This window comes from Bacillus sp. FSL M8-0256 (assembly GCF_038005765.1).
Taxonomy (GTDB): Bacteria; Bacillota; Bacilli; order Bacillales; family Bacillaceae; genus Bacillus; species Bacillus safensis.
This window is the reverse complement of sequence record NZ_JBBOTU010000001.1, coordinates 3,273,753-3,291,809: the sequence shown is the minus strand read 5'-3', so window position 1 is coordinate 3,291,809 and position 18,057 is coordinate 3,273,753. Positions and strand designations below refer to the sequence as shown.

Here is an 18,057-nt window from a genome sequence, read left to right as displayed (position 1 = left end):
ATAGTAGATGAGACATATGAAATTGCAAAAAATTACGAGAGATTATCTGACAAACTGGAAAATAGATCGAGACTTTTTGATAGAAAATTTATTATATTTGAAATGTATTAAACGGGATGGTCATTTTCTACTAAACCATTTTATTGTCTTTTGGTGTGATGAGAACAATAGATTAAAAACAAACCCGCGAAGCCGTTGGGATGCAGCGTAAAATAGAGAAAATGATGATATTTCTTCTCATCGTTTTCTCATTTTTTTCTTTTTTTTCTATCATTTTTCTTCTCTATTCTTGAGAACACAAGAAAGAAAAGGAGGACAGAAACGAGCTTACGTTACTTAAAAAAAGATGGGAGATGGCAAAATGGAGTCAAAATTAGAACAGATTCTTCAGCACAATTCAGAGTTTGTGAATGAGAGACATTATGAGCCTTACAAAGCGGGAAAATTTCCTGAGAAAAAACTGGTTATTTTAACGTGCATGGATACCCGTCTTTTGGAATTATTGCCGCAATCTATGGGTCTGCGCAACGGGGATGCAAAAATCATTAAGAATGCAGGCGCCATCGTGACACATCCGTTCGGCAGTGTGATGCGGAGTATCCTGCTAGCTATCTATGAACTAAAGGCAGAGGAAGTATGCATTGTAGGGCATCATGAATGCGGAATGGCAGGTCTTGCGGCGGACCCTTTACTTGAAAAGGCGAAAGCACGCGGAATCGAAGAGAAATGCTTAAGCATTGTGAAAAACTCAGGAGTTGATTTAAAGGGCTGGCTGACAGGCTTTGATTCAGTTGAAGAAAGCGTGGCCCAAAGTGTGAAATTAGTGAAAGAGCATCCACTGATGCCAAGTGATGTGGCAGTTCATGGACTGGTGATTCACCCATCGACAGGAAAGCTGGATGTCGTAGTGAAAGACAAACAAATTGACCCACAGTATACCTAAATCATCTACACATACTTGAAGGAGGCCAACACATACCATGCGTTTTTATGGAAGATTTGAAGGGTACAATTCATCAAAGTTTAGACGCGATTTAATCGCTGGGCTTGTCGTGGGCGTTGTGGCAATTCCTTTAGGCATGGCATTTGCCATTGCATCTGGTGTCGGACCAGAATATGGATTATACACAGTCATCGTTGCCGGCATTTTGATTTCATTGTTTGGTGGTTCAAAGTATCAGATCGGCGGGCCGACCGGGGCGTTTGTTCCAATTTTATTCGGGATCGTCAGCCAGTACGGTATTGAAAACTTGCTCATTGCCGGTTTTATGGCAGGCTGTATGCTTGTATTATTCGGAATATTCAAACTAGGAAAGCTCATGAAATTTATTCCTCGTCCGGTTATCATCGGTTTTACTGCTGGCATTGCTGTCATTATTTTTTCAGGACAGATTGCCAACTTCCTCGGATTAAAGGGTGTTGAAAAACATGAAAGCTTTTTCCTCAATATGAGAGAAATCGTGGTGCATCTTGGTACTACAAACAGTCTCGCCATTATCACAGCCGTCATCGGGCTCATCGTGATTTTGGCGGCACAAAAATACATTCCCAAAATACCTGGTGCTCTATTAGGTTTATTGGCTTCTACGTTTCTAGCCGTTCTCTTTTTTCAAGGACAAGTTGAAACGATTGGCTCTGCATATGGTGAAATCCCTCGTCAGCTGCCAACCTTCGCTTTTCCTGAATTGACGATTGAAAAAATGATATACCTCCTGCCTCCAGCAATTGTCATTGCGCTTTTAGGCGGCGTGGAATCGATTTTATCCGCAATGGTCGCTGATAATATGAAAGGCTCTAAGCATGACAGCAATAAAGAGCTTGTGGGGCAAGGAATTGCCAATATGGCGGCACCGCTTTTCGGAGGAATTCCAGCGACGGGAGCTATTGCCCGAACGGCCACGAACATAAAAAATGGCGGGGCAAGTCCGATTTCTGGTGTGGTGCATGGCGTTGTCGTCTTGCTGATCTTAATGGTATTTGCGCCGTATGCGTCGATGATTCCACTTGCTGCAATGGCACCGATTTTAATGTTTGTTGCTTGGAATATGAGTGAGAGAAAAGAGTTTATCAATATTTTGAAAGTGAAAAATGCTGATTCGCTTGTACTGGTCGTGACCTTCCTGCTCACAGTGATCGGTGATTTGATTATTGGCGTCACTGCTGGTCTCATTTTAGCGTTTATCGCCTTTATCAAAAAAATGAGCCAGACGACCAATATCCATACAAATGTCGCCGTTCCTCAAATGGAAACAGCAGCTGCTTTAGAAAAACAGACAGAGGAGAAAGGGATCAGTATGTATTCCATTGAAGGGCCGCTCTTTTTCGGAACAACAGATTCATTAGAAAATTCGATATTGGATCATGTTCAAACAAAACCGAAAACGCTCATTCTGCTTATGAATAAAGTCAATTACATGGACACATCGGCAGAAGCGGTTCTCATGAATATCTCCAATCGGTTAAAGCATCATAATGGAAAGCTGATGATCGTTGGACTTCAATCACAGCCTAAGGAGCTTTTGCATCGAACAGGTCTATTCCATCATATCGGAAAACAGCATTTCTTTGAACGAACGGATGACATTTCACCACAGCATCTTTAAGGCGTAAAAAACACGTGACAGCTTGGTCACGTGTTTTTTACTGGCTCTTTTTCTCCAGAAAAACGCTTTGTGAGTTTTTGTTGATGAGCGCTGAAGACCTCTTCTACTGTGACATCATATTGATCCGCTAAAATGAGGAGATTTGCTAAAACATCTCCCATTTCTTCAATGAGTTCTTTCTTCAGCTCAGATGATTCCTGTCTCTGCTCATCAGGCCGGTCTCGTCCGATTTCTATTGCTCTAACAGCGCGAGCGAGTTCTCCCGTTTCTTCCATTAAGAAGCCTAACCGGATAAACGGTCCGTATTCTGTCCAATTTCTCGTTTGATAAAAATCCTTGATCCACTTCTCCATCTCAGTTGTTTGCATTCTCTCTTTACAGCTCCTTATATGGTGTTCACTCTTTTGATTTTACACTATATATAGAAGAAACGGCTGTTTCTTTACAAATCATTATAGTAGAATGAGTGGGTGAAGAAATCATAGAGAGAGATGGGGCTGTTTTGATGAAAACGATTTGTGTGTTTGCTGGTTCGAATCCAGGTGTAAATGATGTCTATAAACAAAAGGCTGTAGAGCTGGGTGCTTATATGGCGAAGCAGGGCATTCGTCTTGTTTACGGCGGATCGCGTATTGGGTTAATGGGCGCGATTGCCGATGAGGTCATGAGACATGGCGGGCAAGTGATCGGGGTCATGCCTAAGGGACTTTTTAGAGGAGAAGTCGTGCATCAAGAGCTGACAGAGCTAATTGAAGTAACAGGCATGCATGAACGAAAAGCAAAAATGAGCGAGCTGGCCGATGGGTTTATTGCGATGCCAGGCGGCTTTGGTACATATGAAGAATTATTTGAGGTGCTGTGCTGGGCACAAATCGGCATCCATCAAAAGCCGATTGGATTGTATCAAGTGAATGACTACTTCAACCCGCTCATAGACATGGTGAAATTTAGTATACAAGAAGGTTTTTCGAATGAATCACACCTTCAATTGTTACATGCTTCGAGTGAACCGGAGGAATTAATCACGCAGATGGCTTCTTATCAAACACCGTCTCTTCAGCAGAAATGGACGGAGCTGTCTTAAAGTATATGTCAATCACAAAAAACCGTCTGTTCAAGGAACAGACGGTTTGTGTTGTGATCATTATTTTTGGTCTTCTGTATTACGGGTCAAGACTTTGTCAATGAGTCCGTATTGAAGTGCTTCTTCCGCTGTTTTGAAGTTGTCACGATCTGTATCGCGCTCAATGACTTCAATTGGCTGACCAGTACGTTCAGCAAGTACTTGGTTCAGTTTATCGCGTAAAGAAAGGATTCGTTTTGCCGCAATTTCAATTTCTGTTGCTTGACCTTGGGCACCACCGAGTGGTTGGTGAATCATGACTTCACTGTTTGGAAGAGCATAACGCTTACCTTTTTCTCCAGCAGCAAGCAGGAACGCACCCATAGATGCAGCCATACCAATGCAAATAGTTGATACCTTTGGTTTAATAAATTGCATCGTATCGTAAATGGCCATACCAGCTGTGATTGAACCGCCAGGGCTGTTAATGTAGATAGAAATATCTTTTTCTGGATCTTCAGCTTCTAAGAAAAGCAACTGTGACACGATGGAGTTGGCAACATTGTCATCGATCGCAGAACCAAGCATGATAATACGGTCTTTTAAAAGACGAGAATAAATGTCGTAAGCTCTTTCCCCACGATTTGTTTGCTCAATGACTGTAGGTATTAAATTCATAATGTTCCTCCTTCACCTTTTAGGTAAGTATGTAATTCAATGATACATTTTTGGTCAATAAAGGTCAAACAAAACGCTGACCTAAATTCAAATACCCCTATCCATTTTCCCCAAAATCATTCCACTTCAAACCATCATATTAGTGTATGAATACAAAGTAAGAAAATACATCATCATGACGAATGATTAATCATTGCTTTCTTGCAGCATTTCCCTTATAATTTGATTTGCTGACGTTCAAAAAACATATCGTGCGCTCGTAGCTCAGTTGGATAGAGCGGTGGTTTCCGGTACCACGTCTGCCGGGGGTTCGAATCCCTCCGAGCGCGTACTTAGGATCTGATAGGATTCGATTAATAATTTGTGAAAGATGAGAAAAACCCTTTTAAATAAAGGGTTTTTCTTTGTTTTTTATGTAATTGAAATATGTGACTAAACGTTATTAATTCGGTTGGTTTTGCACAAATTTTTCACTTGTATAACTTTCGAGTACTAACATCTTTTGAAACAAATCTAAAGTACTTATAGTCTCTCTTCTCTAAACTCCTTCATAACATGAGCATAATATCTAAATAAAAATGACATCTGAGGAAAGATTGCACCTGTATTTGATTTTGAAGTCCCGACGAATATGGTAGAAAGTTATTTGACATACAAGAAAAGCGGAAACCGTTCTTTAGTTGAAATGGAAGAAACGAAGCATAGCAGTGAAATGAAGGCGAAACATCAGTGTATGACATTAAGTATGAGCTTCCACATATAAACGTTGAGCGTCATACAGGTCACCTATTTGATGATGAACAGGTGAAGAAGAAAGACTAGAGAATCACGTATGATCTTGTGGATGGAGCGCGTAGGTTTTATAGCCCTATTTGGTCTTATATGGGGAAGTATGGCAAGAAACTGAAATCACCGCCTATGGGTGTGAATCTCGTTATGGTGGATATGCAACAGTAACTAGAGCTATACGCTCATATGTATGCCCATATGGATTCAGAAACGAAGGAATATGACGAGGTTCTTTTGAAGCCAGTGTATGCAGATGATCCATTCCCAAATGGATTACCAGAGGGATGGACAAAAGAGGACATGGAATGGATAAATAAGAAATAAATTCACATCGGCCATATAATATGGGGTTGATTTCTAGGGTTGAGTATTATACAATCTCGAAACTAAAAAAGATGGGGTCTAATCAGCTCCAAACGAATAAATGATTTGGAACAAAAAAATTAGTAGAGATGTTAATAATACGAAAAAACTTATTGATTCTAGTTTGGTCTTACAAATGCCACTAATTAATAAAAATGCTTTGTATTGAGTTATATTTAAAACGGCTCTACTGACAAAAATTAGGCATAAGTCTTGTTTAATATGCAATAATAACCTAGAATATTAATAAGGAAGAGTTGATTCTTCGGAAAAAAACCTAAAAGGTGTTTGGGAAATGGCTGATTTTAATCGTTCAGGATTGAATTTACTTGTTTACGCATTTCATGGTACGTCTCACACAAATGCTATGAAAATTGTTTCACAAAAAAAATTCGAGGTGAAAAATAGAAAAAATCATTGGCTAGGTACAGGAGTTTATTTTTTTAGAGATGATCCAGAACAGGCAATGAGCTGGGCTAAAATAAAAAATGAAGAAAAGAACTGTGCTTTTATAAAAGCTGATTTAGCATTGAACTCGGACTATTTTTTGAATTTGGATTCGAGAGATGGAATAGAATACTTTCAAAAATTTATCAGCATCATTGATGAAAAAACAAAAGGTATTAAGTTTAAACATAAAAACAATGAAGATAGCCATAACGTTTTGATGAATTTTTATTGCAATTTTTTGACAGATGAAATTAAAGCAATTCAAAGAACATTTAAAACAACTTCAAAGAGATTAAACAATTTAAAGAGATTAAAAAAAGTAAACATGCATCTGAATGGTGTTCAATTATGTATAAGAGATCAAAGTATTATCGATTTTGATAAAATTAGTTTAAATAAACTTAGTTACGGTAATAATGAAAATAGAGAAAAAATAAATTAATTTAACTCTTAAGAAAGAGTGTGAGTAATATGAATATAAACTTTAGTCTAGATAAGTTGAATAAAATCGCAGAGGAGTTAGACATTGAATTAGAATTTAATTCTGATAATCCCGGTCATTTTGTTTCGGAAGGTGGAATTGAGAAAAAAATATCTCTAAAAGATGTATTCCCTGAAGTTGATTCGAATCTATTCTTCTATAAAGAAGAAATATTTACGGAAAAAGAAGATGATAGTAAATTTTCTATCCATGGAGTAGAGTCTATTCAACCTGTTAAAAGAAAAAACATTAGTTTTAAATCAATGAATAACAAATCTTTCCATATGTCAGAGGCGTTAGTATCGTGAAAGCTATTTTACAATTTGTAGATTACAAGGTTTTGAATACAGTATATAAGCATAATCCTGCATTAGATGATAAAGAGTTTGAAGAGTTGAACCCTGAATTTGAGGTTACTCTTAGATTAACTAAAGAGGATCATGCATTTATAAAATTAAGCATAGAATTTGGAGATAAGAAAGTTCAAGAAACTAGTTTATATGTTTATGCACAGATTGCAGGTCTTTTTGAATTTGAGTCTGAAGAAGAGATATCCAATGAAAACAAAAAAGAACTCTTGCAAGTAAACGGTTTAGCAATTCTTTATCCTTATATAAGATCTCTAGTAACGGATTTAACGAGTAAAGGGAGCAACGAAGGAGTAATTTTGCCAACTGTTAATATTAGTGAAATGCTAAGAAATGAATTATCTAAAGAAGATAAACCATTCAATATTTCAAATCAACAGGATTGAAATGATTTTTAATATTAAATTTAGCAGCCGTTCAATAAGAGCGGCTATTTTTTTTGTAAAAGAGTTACGCTCATTGTATGACCGAATCCATTTCCATTCAAGATCAGGTCACCTGTTTGATGATGAACGGGTCGAGGAGAAAGATAAAAGAATCTCTTATGATCTTTTGGATGGGGCTCGTAAGTTTTATAGACCTATTTGGTCTTATATGGGGAAGACGACATGAAACTGAAATCACAGCCTATGAGTGTGAACCTCGTTATGATGAATGTGCAACAGCAACTAGAGCTATACGTTCATTTTCAGAAACGAAAGAATTTGATGAGATTCTTTTTGAAGCCAGTGTATGCAGATGATCCATTCCCGAATGGCTTACCAAGAGGGACACAAAAGAGGACTTGGAATGGTTAAAAACAAATAGCAGATAGGAGGTTTGAGTTTTGCAGAAGTTTTAAGTGTGTATGGCTTAGAATATAGAATATTATTCATTAAGTGAGATGAATTGTTTTTAAATTAAAATAAGTTTATAAAGATGTATCTGATTTTTGTTTTTCATTTCCCTTAATTCTCTAATCCTCTGGTTGTACCATTGGCCTGAAAAGGTCAAGTTTATATGTAGTCCTTTTTAATTACTTATTTTCAAAGAATTAGTGGTATAGTAATAGTAAAGATATATTGGATAAAGAGGGGAAGAACATGACAGAAAAAGAATATGATTTTTTCATTAGCTACAATGGCAATGATAAAAGTTATGCTAGTTGGATTTCGTACATGTTAGAGGAGGCTGGGCATAAAGTTTTTTTTCAAGAATGGGATTTTAAAACTGGGAACAACTTTATTCTTCAAATGCAGCGTGGATCCGAATGCGCTAAACACACCTTAGCGCTACTTTCCCAAAACTATTTGAATGCTTTGTATACACAACCGGAATGGGCTTCAGCATTCGCTTCAGATCCAACAGGAATAAATCAAAAGTTAATGCCTGTAAGAATTGAAGATATTGAACTGGAAGGACTTTTACCACAAATTATATACATAGATTTAGTTGGTAAAGAGGAGGAGGAGGCTAAGACGGCAATACTCGAAGGAGTTTCAACTGAACGGAAAAAACCAACGTCTCCTCCCCCATTTCCAGGAATGATACCGATGCGCGAAAAAAATGAAATAATCCAAGAAAAGTATTATGAGAAATGGTTAGAGTCTCGAATAAAAGAACTTGAGGAAAATAATTTTGCTGAGAATATTTTGGAAGGGGCAAAATTTGCTGTACACTTAGTGCCGTTTGAATCTATTGCTAAGGATATTAGCTTACCTACAAGTAAATTAGAGCATCCCACTTCCCTGAAACCATTCTTTACATCAGGCTGGGACTATAAATTTAATAAATATGGATACTGTACATTTGCAAAGTGGTCAAATTCTGAAAAACCCCATGCATACGTACAATTCTTTAGAAATGGAATAATTGAATCCGTTGATGCGGGTATTCTTGCGGAAAGTGATGGAAAGAAATTTATACCATTCGTAAAATTTGAACAAGATATATTTAATTACACCTATAAGTATCTTCAAGTCATCAAAAGTGTAGATATTAAGTTACCGATAGCTCTTAGTATTACCCTTTTCAACATTTCAGATTATTTTGTTGGAAACCCGAAATCACCAAGAGAGAAAATAAATGAATCCACCTTAAAGTTACCAACGGTCATTATTAATTCTTGGGATGATAGACTAGAAACCCTATTAAAACCGAGCTATGATTTGATATGGAATCATTGTGGGTTTCAAGGTTCTTTAAATTATGATGATAATGGTAATTGGCGAGAATTTAAAGGTAATTACCCCACCTGGTAAAAGATTTTTAAAATATGTATGTTGGTAATACTGTATTAAAGTAAGAATAGAAATATTATTTGCACAAATTTTGCACGGAATCATTTTGAAATGTTGTTACAACAGTAGTCAAAGACATTAATTATACGTTCTCCGAGCGCGTATTTGACATTGCTTACGATGATAAAGGTCTGTCATGAACCCCTCTTCATATGGAGAGGGGTTTTTGTATGTTCAATTTATTGTTCTCTTCTAATAAAGCTAGGGTAAGCAAGTGAAAAAACGATCTTGTTGCAAAACAGCAACATCTATCCGAATATAATAAAATAACCCCCACTCTTAACATAAGAGTGGGGGTTATTGCTATAAAGGAGTTATCTGCCTTTCTGGCCTTTCCTGTAAATAGCCGCAGGTATAATTGTAAGAAGAACAATGACAAATCCAATCACGGATACAGTATTTTTTAATGTATTGTCATTCACAGTGAAGTTTGTCACGATCATTGCCGCTAGACAAAGAATGATAATTAAATAACTGTATTTCTCCAAGAATTTCACAAAATATCCCTCCAATATGAAGCTGAAAATAATATTATGACTAATTATACAAGAATAAATAATAAAGGGTTATATTGGATGTTTGCTCGTAGAAGGCGTTATGTTCATGTCCCTCCATGAAATACTGGACGTAAGACTCATTTCTTCCCTTTTCAGGCGTATTTGTTGAGCCAGTTCGCTGTATATGATTAACATGGAAGGGAATTGACAATGAGGAGGGATTTCTTGTGGCGAAGATTTTATTGATTACATTTCCAGCTGAAGGACATGTGAACCCTATGTTAGGAATGATCAAAGCATGGGCGGAGCGAGGCGATGAAGTGCATGCGGTCACAACTGTACATTATGAGGAACGAATCAAACGCTTAGGCGCTCACGTACATATACATCCAGACTATATTCGGACATTACATGTGGAAGAAGGAGATTTAGATTCTATGCAGCCGTTCTTTCATGCCATGCTGCAAACATCATATGATATTTTAGAGGTGGTGGAAACACTTTCCGAGAATCATTCATTTGAATTGGTTTACTTTGATATGTTTGGGGCAGGGGAGCTTGTTCGAGATTATTTGCACATTCCGAGCATTGGGTCCAACCCATCTTTTGTGCTGCAAGAGGCGCATTTTGATACACCGCTATACAGAAAGGATGAGAAAGCCGATCATCTGTTAGAAAAAATACAAGAGCGTTTTGGCGTTCAGCCAACGCGTTTGATGCAATTTATGAAAAACCGTGGAGAACTGAATATCGTCTATACAAGTGAATATTTCCAGCCTTCTGTTGATTCATTAAACGATTCGTTTGTTTTCATTGGACCGAGCTTTTTAAAAAGAGCCGACCAGCATGATTTCCCGCTGGAAGCACTTGAGCAAGAAAAAGTCGTTTTTATTTCCATGGGCACCGTTCTTGGGGATACAGAAGCATTTTTTAATATGTGTATAGATGCTTTCGAAGACTTTGACGGAAAAGTGATTATCGCAACAGGTGAAAAAGTAAATCGTTCTCTCTTAAAAGAGGCGCCTGCTCATTTTCTGATTGAGCCTTATGTGCCGCAGCTTGAAGTGCTCGAACTGACAGATGTATTTGTAACGCACGGCGGGATGAATAGTGTCAATGAAGGTATTCATTACCACGTTCCGATGGTCGTCATTCCAGTCGATAAAGATCAGCCGATGGTGGCACAAAGACTGACCGAATTATCTGCTGCCTGTACACTTGATAAAGATCAGCTGACACCAAAGCAGCTAAGAGAAACTGTTGAGAAGGTTTTAGGCAGTGACACGTACCGTGCGGGGATTGAGAAAATTGAAGAAAGCTTCCAAGCAGCAGGTGGAACAGAAAAAGCATTAAAGGTGATTGACCAATTTATACAAGCGAAACAGACTCAATCATGAGTCTGTTTTTTTTATGAAAAGACGTTGTATTTCCCATTTCTGTATGCTAATATTCAATTCGTAATCATTTCGATTAATAATCGTAATGATTACGATAATGTTGAATTGGGGGAAGTACATATGAGTGATCAACCTGTTTACATAAAGAAGAAATATGAGAAAAGGCATCCCTACGTGTCATACACCTTGATGCTGTTTTCAGTGATGGCTTGTTTTTTATTGGCCTCATGCTCTGAAAACAAAGCATCCTCCAGCAATGATAGAGAAGAAGATGAGCTCGTGTATGCAAGTACAAAAGATATCAGGGACATCAATCCTCATCTATACGGTGGAGAGATGGCTGCTCAAAATATGGTGTTTGAATCGCTTGTCGTCAATACAGAGAAGGGCGTTCAGCCTGCCTTAGCGAAAAGCTGGGACATATCAAATGATGGAAGGACCTATACCTTTCATCTTCGAAAAGGTGTGACTTTTTCAGATGGTGAGCCTTTTAATGCAAAGGCAGTGAAATTGAATATTGATGCTGTTGTCAAAAATATTGAAAAGAACGCTTGGCTTAATCTCGTATCTGAAATCAAATCCACAAAGGCGGTAGATGACGATACATTTGTTCTCACGTTGAAAGAGCCTTATTATCCTACGTTAGAAGAGCTGGGCTTAACACGCCCCTTCCGTTTTATTTCTCCAAAAAGCTTCATTGATGGAACGACTGCAAAAGGAGTTAAAAGCTATGCAGGTACAGGTCCTTATGTGCTAAAGGAACATAAGAAAAATCAATATGCCGTTTTTGAAATGAATGACCACTATTGGGGGCAAAAGCCGAAAATTTCAACTGTGAAATGGAAAGTCATGCCGGATCACCAAACCATCTTACTTGCGCTTCAAAAAGGAGAGATTGATCTTTTATTTGGAGCAGATGGTGACATGATTGATGGAGACTCATTCCAGGCTTTAAAAGAAGCAGGGCAATATGGTGTCACCGTGAGCCCTCCTGTTGGCTCAAGATCGATTGTGATTAATTCAAACCAGCCAATCACAAAAGATCCGAAAATAAGAGAAGCTTTTCAATACGCCATTCAAAAGGACATGATCACTGAAGGCATTTTAAATGGAACGGAAAAGGTGGCACACACATTGCTTGCTCCTTCTGTCCCATACGCAGATATTCCACTGAAAAAGAAAACTTATCAAAAGAAGAAAGCAGAGGCAATATTGGATGAGGCAGGCTGGAGGATGAAAGAAGACGGGTATCGCTATCAAAATGGCAAACTGCTGAGTGTGGCTATTTACAATAATTCCGATAATGCAGGGGAAAGAACGATCAGTGAATCGATTCAACAAGATTTCAAGCAGGTGGGGATTAAGCTGGATATTAGAGGAGAAGAAAAACAGGCATTCTTAGATCGCCAAAAAACAGGAAAGTTCGATCTGATGTACTCGCTGTCTTGGGGGCTTCCTTATGATCCACAAACTTATGTCTCTTCATTCCGTGTAGCATCCCATGCTGATTATCAAGCTCAATTAGGACTGAAAAAGAAAAAGTGGCTGGACGAGACGATTACGGAAGTATTAGTAGAACCAGATGAGCAAAAGCGGAAACAAATGTATCAAGAAATATTGACGTATATCCATGATGAAAATGTTTACCTCCCAATCTCTTATTCTGTGACAAAGGCTGTTTATAATAAGCGCCTGAAAGGCGTAGGTTTTCATGTGTCTCAGTATGAAATCCCATTTGACCGTATGTATTTTGCGTCATAAAACGGAGGCAGAGACATGACTCGCTATCTCTTAAAACGAATACTGATGCTTTTTCCGCTTATGATCTTTATCACCTTCTTTGCTTTTGTACTGCTGACGATGCGGGCAAGTGATCCAGCAGAGGTCGCTTTGCGGGTGAATCAAGTCACTCCAACAGAAGAAATGATTGAATCGATGCGGCAGGAGTTAGGCTTAGACCAGCCATTTTTCATCCGCTATGCCACATGGCTTAAAAATGGATTAACAGGTGATTTTGGCAGGAGCTATGTCACTCAGGAGCCCGTTTTTGATCTTATCATGGAGGCGCTGCCTGCGACATTGCAGCTTGCAGGAGCAGCGCTCTTTTTTATCATAGTGCTCAGTTTATTGTTCGGGGTGATCTGTGCATATGCTGCTCACACTTGGGTGGACCGTTTATTGAGAGCCTTTGTGTTTATCGCCGCTTCAATGCCTAGTTTTTGGCTGGGGATTTTGTTGATTTGGCTTTTTTCTGTCAAATTCAATTGGGTTAATACGAGTGGAATGGAAGGGTTCAAATCGATTCTTCTTCCAGCTGTCACATTATCATTTGGCTACTTATCGACTTATGTGAGACTCATACGTAATCAAATTCTAAAATTTCAGCACGAGCCCTTTGTTTTTTATGCAAGAGCACGTGGTTTAAAAGAACGAACCGTTCAACTGAAAATCATGAGGCATGCCCTGCAATTAGCGGTAACAGCACTTGGCATGTCTATTCCAAAGCTCATTGCGGGAACCGTCATTATTGAGAACCTTTTTGCTTGGCCAGGGGTTGGCCGGTTGTGTGTAACTGCTATTTTCCATGCTGACTTCCCTATTATTCAAGCCTATTTGTTTGTGATGGGGTTCCTGTTTGTTATGTGCAATCTCATCGCTGATATGATGCAAATGACCATGAATCCGCAATTGCGAAAGGAGGTATGACAACAATGATAGGGTGGCATCAATTAAGAAAAGACCGTATGGCGATTCTTTCAATCTGGCTGTTAGCGCTTGTCGCATTAGCTGGACTGTTTGCTCCAATGTTAGCACCACATGACCCAACAAATACGAACATTCTTCAAAAATATGCCGGTATCAGTCTTACTTACCCACTCGGAACGGATCATCTAGGGAGATGTGTATTATCGCGGCTTTTATATGGCATTCGGACAACAATGCTTGCAGCTATGCTGACGATGTGTATCACGATGCTCATTGGCAGCGCGCTTGGACTCATGGCAGGCTTCTTTCGAGGAAAGGTGGATGGGGTTTTGATGAGGCTGTGTGATGTCATGCTGTCCTTTCCAGCAGAGGTGATGATTCTTGCGGTTGTGGGAATACTCGGACCTGGACTATTCAATATTATTTTGGCCAATGTCCTAGCGAAATGGGCCTGGTATACAAGAATGATTCGTTCGTCTGTCCTTCAATATGCGAATGAACCTTCTGTTCAATTTGCAAAGGTGACTGGCGGCAAACCCTTTTACATATTGAGGAGACATCTATTTCCTCGCATCTCAGGAGAAATTGCTGTTTTTGCGACACTTGATGCGGGCTGGGTGATCTTAAATATATCAGCACTGTCTTTTCTTGGATTAGGGGTGAGTGCACCTACACCAGAATGGGGCATGATGCTCAATGAGGCGAAGAATGTCATGGTAACACATCCAGCCCATATGCTTGCGCCTGGACTTGCCATCTTGTTTGTGGTCATGGCGTTGAGCTTTTTAGGAGACAGCCTTCAGCATGTCGCGAATCCTGCCATGCATCATACCAGAAAGAAAGGGGTGAGGCCATTTGCCTTTAATCGACGTAAAAAATCTGTCCGTACATGATCCACAGCAGCAAAAGAATATAGTGACGAATATCACATTTTCTTTACATCAACAACGCTGTTTAGCCGTCATTGGAGAAAGTGGCAGTGGAAAATCAACTGTCGCCAAAGCGTTAATTGATCTTGTCGCCCCTTCGCTAGAAGTAGAAGGAACGATCATTTTTGACGGCAAAACATTAACAAATCAAGAAGCGCATCAATGGCGGGGTAAACGAATAGGTTTCATCTCACAGGATGTCATGAATGCATTCAACCCTATTGAAACGATAGGTCATCAAATGGTGGAAACATTTCAGCAGCATTTGGGCTTACGAGGGAAAGAAGGGAAAGCACATGCTATGGCTGGGCTTACACGTGTCCATTTAAAAAATCCATATGATTTGATGAAAAAATATCCGTATGAACTGTCTGGAGGAATGCTTCAGCGTGTGATGATTGGCATCACGATGATGCTTTCTCCAGACATGATCATTGCAGACGAGCCAACTGCATCACTTGATGCCTTTAATCGGCGTGAAGTCATCAGACAATTACACAGTCTAAAGGAAGAAACGGGTGTTACCTTAATCGTCATAACGCATGATCTAGGCGTCGTTCAGGAAATTGCTGATGAATTGATGGTTATGCACCAAGGAGTAATGCTTGAGCATGGGTCAGCCAAGGAAGTGTTCACATCACCGGGGCATCCCCAAACAAAGCATTTACTTGAGACGAGGCTTCGATTATCTGCCCCTACTGAAGCACTGCGGCAGCAGAAGAGAGTGGAGGCGTTTCCATGTTGATCACAGCTATCGATCTAGTCAAACACGGTGAGAAGAAAGGTCTTTTTTCAAAACAAAAGAAACCAAAAGACCGCATATCAAATGTTTCGTTTCAAATCGAAAAAGGACAATGTGCCGGATTAGTCGGTGAGAGCGGCAGTGGCAAAAGTACATTGGCACGTATCCTGCTCGGTTTAGAAAAAATAGATGGAGGCGAGGTACAGATTGATGGTATGACAGCTGACAAATGGCGGAGGGTGAATCGGGGGAAAATGAGTGTTGTCTTTCAAGATTATCTATCTTCTGTTCATCCCTCCTTTACGGTGAAAGAGATCATAGCAGAACCGATGCGTTTGTTAAAGCAGAATCAGAATATGGATCAGAAGGTTTTGTCATTACTTGAGCAAGTCAGACTGCCCTCGTCTGTGCTGAATCAATATGCTCATCAGCTAAGCGGTGGTCAGCTCCAGCGAGTGTGCATCGCACGAGCCATATCAACGCATCCAGCCATTCTTATACTAGATGAAGTCTTGAGCTCACTGGATGTCTCTGTTCAAGTACAAATATTGGAGCTGCTTGAGACATTAAAACAAGAGCTAGATATGACCATGCTTCTCATTACTCATGATGTAGAAGCAGCGGTGTATCTATGTGACCGCATTCTATTTTTACATGAAGGAAGCCTAGTGGAAGAATGCAAAAAGGACGAACTGTTTGAAGTGTCCCATCCATTTACACTCCAATTAATCGATTCACTTATGCCATTTCAGCTTGACAAAAAATAACCAATCTTTTATCGTATACGTAACAAACGACGGAAGGGTGACCCAATGCAATGAAGTACTAATCCTATGACCTGTAAGCAAAATGAACGAACGAAGGCAGTGAGCAAACGATCAGTTTGCCATGTTTGCTGCGTTTTCATTTTTTAGCTTCGGAATAGGATGGTACAGCTTGGGAATCAAAAAATGAAGTGATTGATACGTGGGATGTGTGTGTTCAAGTATGAACGGCACACCATACTGGATCAATCCGCTTATTTTTGTACACCATTTTGCCTCCTATTCTGAGAATGGGAGGCTTTTTCATGTCTCCTGATATGAAAGGAGAGGATTGGATGTTATTAAAAGCCAATCAGTTAAAGGTATTTCGAAAAGATCGCTTGTTATTTAATATTGAGGAACTCGCCATCCATCAAGGTGATCGCATTGGTCTTGTAGGGACAAATGGCAGCGGAAAAACGACTTTATTGCATGTGCTGGCAGGACAGGAAACACCAGACAGCGGCACGGTTGCCGCCACAGCGGTCTGTACGCTGCTTCCTCAATTGAAACAAGGAGACGGCAGACAGAGTGGCGGTGAAATGACCCAAACTTATATTGAAAGAGCATTAAGCCGGCCGTCTGCCCTTTTATTAGCAGATGAACCGACCACTCATTTGGATACGGAGCATATTGAGTGGCTGGAAGATAAGCTGCGTCATTATCAAGGAGCTCTCATTGTTGTTTCACATGATCGTGCTTTTTTAGATGCAATATGTACGGAGATTTGGGAGCTGGATCATGGGAAGCTTCATCATTACAAAGGCAATTACACACATTTTGCACAGCAAAAAGAGCTGGCACATCGTCAGCAGGTGGAAGCGTATGAAGCCTATACACAAAAGAAAAAACAGTTAGAGCATGCACTGGAAAAGAAAAAGAAAAAGGCGGACAAAGCGACAAAGCCCTCCCAAAAGGTGAAATCCTCAGGACCTAAAATTGCAAAGCCCTACTATGCAAATAAGCAAAAAAAACTACAAAAAACAGCCAAATCCATTGAAACAAGGATGGAGAAATTAGAAAAGGTGGAGAAGGTAAAGGACATTCAGCCCATTCAAATGACTCAGCATACGATGAAGGAAACAGCAAGCCGTACCATTTTGAGAGTGGAAAATGTAGATGGCAAGGCGGGAGATAAAGTGCTTTGGAGGCAGGCGAATGTGGAAGTGAGGGGCGGAGACAAGGTTGCCATTATCGGAAAGAACGGGAGCGGCAAAACGACATTTCTCCGTATGTTAGTGAATGGATATCCCGGCGTTACTCGTTCAGAGGCTGTCAAGCTAGCCTATTTTCGTCAGGATCTGTCAGGACTGAAGGTAGATGAATCGATTTTACAAAATGCACTGAAAGAGGCGGTTCAAGATGAGACAGTGGTTCGAACGGTTTTGGCGAGACTAGGATTTAGAGGGGATGATGTGCATAAGCCTGTTGAGGTTTTAAGCGGGGGAGAACGGGTGAAGACGATGCTTGCGTCCTTACTCGTCAGTGATGCCAATGTTCTCATGCTGGATGAACCGACGAACTTTTTAGATCTGGCGGCAGTTGAAGCACTTGAAGGTCTATTGAAGGATTACCCAGGTACCATTGTGTTTGTTTCCCACGATCGCAGGCTGATTGAAGAGGTTGCCACTCGTATTTTCCATATTCACGAGGAACGTATTGAAGGATTTGACGGCACATATGAAGCCTATAAACAAAAGGAAGAAAAACCAGCTGTGACAAATAGAGAAGAGGAGCTTCTGTTAATTGATATGCAGCTGTCTGAAGTGCTCAGCCGTTTAAGTATTGAGCCGTCGCAAGAGCTTGAAGAGACATTTCAAGCATTATTGAAACAAAAAAAGTCTTTGGAGTCGTAAAAGAAAGCCCCTGTTTACTCTACAGGGGTTTCAGCGTGTAGACAAACCCTCGC

At 39.7% G+C, this 18,057-nt stretch carries 19 protein-coding genes and 1 tRNA gene; 17 read left to right on the top strand and 3 right to left on the bottom strand.

Going from position 1 to position 18,057, the window contains the following annotated elements; translation table 11 throughout:
* Positions 1-361: 361 nt before the first annotated feature.
* Complete coding sequence (locus tag NSQ76_RS17110) at positions 362-943, top strand: beta-class carbonic anhydrase (protein WP_034624502.1); 582 nt, start codon at positions 362-364, stop codon at positions 941-943.
* 37 nt (positions 944-980) lie between these two features.
* Positions 981-2,603 (top strand): SulP family inorganic anion transporter, encoded by a 1,623-nt coding sequence (locus NSQ76_RS17105; RefSeq protein WP_024423544.1) that lies wholly within the window; start codon positions 981-983, stop codon positions 2,601-2,603.
* A gap of 26 nt (positions 2,604-2,629) precedes the next feature.
* Here NSQ76_RS17105 and NSQ76_RS17100 read toward each other — a convergent pair whose 3' ends face one another.
* Positions 2,630-2,971: a MazG nucleotide pyrophosphohydrolase domain-containing protein gene (locus NSQ76_RS17100; RefSeq protein WP_025094005.1), complete on the bottom strand. Its 342-nt coding sequence runs from the start codon at positions 2,969-2,971 to the stop codon at positions 2,630-2,632.
* A 137-nt stretch (positions 2,972-3,108) separates the two neighbouring features.
* On the opposite strand from NSQ76_RS17100, the gene NSQ76_RS17095 reads away from it, so the two are divergent.
* Positions 3,109-3,687: an LOG family protein gene (locus NSQ76_RS17095; protein WP_024427683.1), complete on the top strand. Its 579-nt coding sequence runs from the start codon at positions 3,109-3,111 to the stop codon at positions 3,685-3,687.
* Positions 3,688-3,747: 60 nt separating this feature from the next.
* Here NSQ76_RS17095 and clpP read toward each other — a convergent pair whose 3' ends face one another.
* On the bottom strand, positions 3,748-4,344 hold the full coding sequence (gene clpP / locus NSQ76_RS17090) for an ATP-dependent Clp endopeptidase proteolytic subunit ClpP (protein WP_024427684.1): 597 nt from the start codon (positions 4,342-4,344) through the stop codon (positions 3,748-3,750).
* 253 nt (positions 4,345-4,597) lie between these two features.
* Here clpP and NSQ76_RS17085 point away from each other — a divergent pair.
* The 7 genes from NSQ76_RS17085 to NSQ76_RS17055 all read left to right on the top strand — a co-directional run bounded on the left by NSQ76_RS17085 (position 4,598) and on the right by NSQ76_RS17055 (position 9,035).
* A tRNA-Arg gene (locus NSQ76_RS17085) sits at positions 4,598-4,673 on the top strand.
* A gap of 646 nt (positions 4,674-5,319) precedes the next feature.
* Positions 5,320-5,457, top strand: coding sequence for a hypothetical protein (locus NSQ76_RS17080; RefSeq protein WP_187470511.1), 138 nt, complete (start codon positions 5,320-5,322; stop codon positions 5,455-5,457).
* Between the two features lie 334 nt (positions 5,458-5,791).
* Positions 5,792-6,388, top strand: coding sequence for a hypothetical protein (locus tag NSQ76_RS17075; protein WP_341055058.1), 597 nt, complete (start codon positions 5,792-5,794; stop codon positions 6,386-6,388).
* Positions 6,389-6,417: 29 nt separating this feature from the next.
* Entirely contained in the window at positions 6,418-6,735 is a 318-nt protein-coding gene (locus NSQ76_RS17070) for a hypothetical protein (RefSeq protein WP_149126255.1), read from the top strand.
* Positions 6,732-7,181 (top strand): protein-export chaperone SecB, encoded by a 450-nt coding sequence (locus NSQ76_RS17065; protein WP_187470512.1) that lies wholly within the window; start codon positions 6,732-6,734, stop codon positions 7,179-7,181. The genes NSQ76_RS17070 and NSQ76_RS17065 overlap by 4 nt, the downstream gene beginning before the upstream one ends.
* 222 nt (positions 7,182-7,403) lie before the next feature.
* On the top strand, positions 7,404-7,592 hold the full coding sequence (locus tag NSQ76_RS17060) for a hypothetical protein (RefSeq protein WP_149126257.1): 189 nt from the start codon (positions 7,404-7,406) through the stop codon (positions 7,590-7,592).
* Between the two features lie 285 nt (positions 7,593-7,877).
* Complete coding sequence (locus tag NSQ76_RS17055; protein ID WP_149126258.1) at positions 7,878-9,035, top strand: toll/interleukin-1 receptor domain-containing protein; 1,158 nt, start codon at positions 7,878-7,880, stop codon at positions 9,033-9,035.
* Between the two features lie 353 nt (positions 9,036-9,388).
* Here the strand turns inward: NSQ76_RS17055 and NSQ76_RS17050 are convergent, their stop codons facing one another.
* Complete coding sequence (locus NSQ76_RS17050; RefSeq protein WP_025094009.1) at positions 9,389-9,571, bottom strand: hypothetical protein; 183 nt, start codon at positions 9,569-9,571, stop codon at positions 9,389-9,391.
* Positions 9,572-9,798: 227 nt separating this feature from the next.
* Here NSQ76_RS17050 and NSQ76_RS17045 point away from each other — a divergent pair, with 227 nt between their 5' ends.
* The 7 genes from NSQ76_RS17045 to abc-f all read left to right on the top strand — a co-directional run bounded on the left by NSQ76_RS17045 (position 9,799) and on the right by abc-f (position 18,004).
* Complete coding sequence (locus NSQ76_RS17045) at positions 9,799-10,968, top strand: macrolide family glycosyltransferase (RefSeq protein ID WP_133744536.1); 1,170 nt, start codon at positions 9,799-9,801, stop codon at positions 10,966-10,968.
* A gap of 120 nt (positions 10,969-11,088) precedes the next feature.
* A complete protein-coding gene (nikA, locus tag NSQ76_RS17040; protein ID WP_341055047.1) occupies positions 11,089-12,729 on the top strand; it encodes a nickel ABC transporter substrate-binding protein in 1,641 nt (546 codons plus the stop codon).
* Positions 12,730-12,744: 15 nt separating this feature from the next.
* On the top strand, positions 12,745-13,674 hold the full coding sequence (gene opp1B / locus NSQ76_RS17035) for a nickel/cobalt ABC transporter permease (RefSeq protein WP_044333963.1): 930 nt from the start codon (positions 12,745-12,747) through the stop codon (positions 13,672-13,674).
* 5 nt (positions 13,675-13,679) lie between these two features.
* The gene (gene opp1C, locus NSQ76_RS17030) at positions 13,680-14,567 is read left to right on the top strand and encodes a nickel/cobalt ABC transporter permease (RefSeq protein ID WP_341055796.1); all 888 of its coding nucleotides are present in this window, start codon (positions 13,680-13,682) and stop codon (positions 14,565-14,567) included.
* Complete coding sequence (locus NSQ76_RS17025) at positions 14,530-15,348, top strand: ABC transporter ATP-binding protein (RefSeq protein ID WP_341055042.1); 819 nt, start codon at positions 14,530-14,532, stop codon at positions 15,346-15,348. The genes opp1C and NSQ76_RS17025 overlap by 38 nt, the downstream gene beginning before the upstream one ends.
* Positions 15,342-16,112, top strand: coding sequence for an ABC transporter ATP-binding protein (locus tag NSQ76_RS17020; protein ID WP_341055040.1), 771 nt, complete (start codon positions 15,342-15,344; stop codon positions 16,110-16,112). Before NSQ76_RS17025 ends, NSQ76_RS17020 begins: the two co-directional genes overlap by 7 nt.
* A gap of 314 nt (positions 16,113-16,426) precedes the next feature.
* Complete coding sequence (gene abc-f / locus NSQ76_RS17015) at positions 16,427-18,004, top strand: ribosomal protection-like ABC-F family protein (RefSeq protein ID WP_445661675.1); 1,578 nt, start codon at positions 16,427-16,429, stop codon at positions 18,002-18,004.
* Positions 18,005-18,057: the final 53 nt, after the last annotated feature.

Excerpts from the sequence above, each read along its gene's own strand:
- opp1C (WP_341055796.1), top strand. The coding sequence starts at position 13,680 with ATGATAGGGTGGCATCAATTAAGAAAAGACCGTATGGCGATTCTTTCA.
- NSQ76_RS17075 (WP_341055058.1), top strand. The coding sequence starts at position 5,792 with ATGGCTGATTTTAATCGTTCAGGATTGAATTTACTTGTTTACGCATTT.
- abc-f (WP_445661675.1), top strand. The coding sequence starts at position 16,427 with ATGAAAGGAGAGGATTGGATGTTATTAAAAGCCAATCAGTTAAAGGTA.
- NSQ76_RS17080 (WP_187470511.1), top strand. The coding sequence starts at position 5,320 with ATGTATGCCCATATGGATTCAGAAACGAAGGAATATGACGAGGTTCTT.
- NSQ76_RS17055 (WP_149126258.1), top strand. The coding sequence starts at position 7,878 with ATGACAGAAAAAGAATATGATTTTTTCATTAGCTACAATGGCAATGAT.
- NSQ76_RS17070 (WP_149126255.1), top strand. The coding sequence starts at position 6,418 with ATGAATATAAACTTTAGTCTAGATAAGTTGAATAAAATCGCAGAGGAG.
- nikA (WP_341055047.1), top strand. The coding sequence starts at position 11,089 with ATGAGTGATCAACCTGTTTACATAAAGAAGAAATATGAGAAAAGGCAT.
- NSQ76_RS17110 (WP_034624502.1), top strand. The coding sequence starts at position 362 with ATGGAGTCAAAATTAGAACAGATTCTTCAGCACAATTCAGAGTTTGTG.
- NSQ76_RS17095 (WP_024427683.1), top strand. The coding sequence starts at position 3,109 with ATGAAAACGATTTGTGTGTTTGCTGGTTCGAATCCAGGTGTAAATGAT.
- opp1B (WP_044333963.1), top strand. The coding sequence starts at position 12,745 with ATGACTCGCTATCTCTTAAAACGAATACTGATGCTTTTTCCGCTTATG.
- NSQ76_RS17060 (WP_149126257.1), top strand. The coding sequence starts at position 7,404 with ATGAAACTGAAATCACAGCCTATGAGTGTGAACCTCGTTATGATGAAT.
- NSQ76_RS17105 (WP_024423544.1), top strand. The coding sequence starts at position 981 with ATGCGTTTTTATGGAAGATTTGAAGGGTACAATTCATCAAAGTTTAGA.
- clpP (WP_024427684.1), bottom strand. The coding sequence starts at position 4,344 with ATGAATTTAATACCTACAGTCATTGAGCAAACAAATCGTGGGGAAAGA.
- NSQ76_RS17020 (WP_341055040.1), top strand. The coding sequence starts at position 15,342 with ATGTTGATCACAGCTATCGATCTAGTCAAACACGGTGAGAAGAAAGGT.
- NSQ76_RS17100 (WP_025094005.1), bottom strand. The coding sequence starts at position 2,971 with ATGCAAACAACTGAGATGGAGAAGTGGATCAAGGATTTTTATCAAACG.